The sequence below is a fragment of the Xenorhabdus littoralis genome (genome assembly GCF_033949345.1).
GTDB classification, from domain to species: Bacteria; Pseudomonadota; Gammaproteobacteria; order Enterobacterales; family Enterobacteriaceae; genus Xenorhabdus; species Xenorhabdus littoralis.
Genome location: NZ_VCDP01000155.1, coordinates 1 through 866, shown reverse-complemented (window position 1 = coordinate 866; position 866 = coordinate 1). Strand labels below are relative to the sequence as shown.

Here is an 866-nt window from a genome sequence, read left to right as displayed (position 1 = left end):
GCAAGGCGTGGATTTACAAATTGATTAGCGATGGGGAATTCCCGAAACAAATCAAACTCGGCTCCCGTTCCATCGCATTTATTGAATCAGAGATTGATAACTGGATTGCGCAACGGATCGCGGGATCACGAGCGGCATAGCACATAAAAGAACATGACATAAGAAACAGAATATAAAAAAAACAACGCCCCAGTGTGCGCTAACACAACTGAGGCGTCTGACCAACAACCGTTAATTAAGGTAACGATGATGGCTGATATACAGCATACCCAAACTCACCCTAAATTTACACTTTCAGATAAGACAGCTCGTCAAAAACCGCTCGACCTGATCCAGACCGTGAAAAAATCCGCCATGTATCATTGGGAAAATCTGCTGCCTGCGTGTGGTATCGATATCCCGGCAAAAGGTAAACATGGCGCTTGCCCGATCTGCGGTGGCACCGACCGTTTTCACTTTATTGATGATCACCATCACGGCAACTGGCATTGCCGCCAGTGTGATACGCTGAACTATGGTGATGGGCTGGATTTGGTAGCAAAAACCAAAGGAATTTCTATTACTAAAGCGGCTAAAATTGTTGCGGATGTACTGGCATTACCTCTGCCTGAACCCAAGCCCGCCAAAGAAAACCTTTATCCAATACAACCGATTGCCGACAGCGTGGCGGCTCTGATGGCGCAGACAGTTGCCGGACAATCTCCTTATTTGACTGCAAAAGGGCTGCATTGCCCTAATCAGCGGTTACTGCCTGATAATTCAGCAGTGTTGCGACTCGCAACACTGGACAAAAAAATAACAGGCGCGCAGATCATCAAACCGGATGGTAAGAAAAAATTACTCACTGGCAGCCAGAAAAAAGGCGC

The 866-nt window shown here is 46.9% G+C and carries 2 protein-coding genes; both read left to right on the top strand.

The window, feature by feature from the left end; genetic code table 11:
• Positions 1–140: helix-turn-helix transcriptional regulator (locus FE394_RS18805; protein WP_319927849.1), on the top strand; the 140-nt coding region annotated here is incomplete at its 5' end.
• Between the two features lie 109 nt (positions 141–249).
• Positions 250–866, top strand: a 617-nt coding sequence (locus FE394_RS18800; RefSeq protein WP_319927848.1) for a primase-helicase zinc-binding domain-containing protein, incomplete at its 3' end; no start/stop codon positions are given.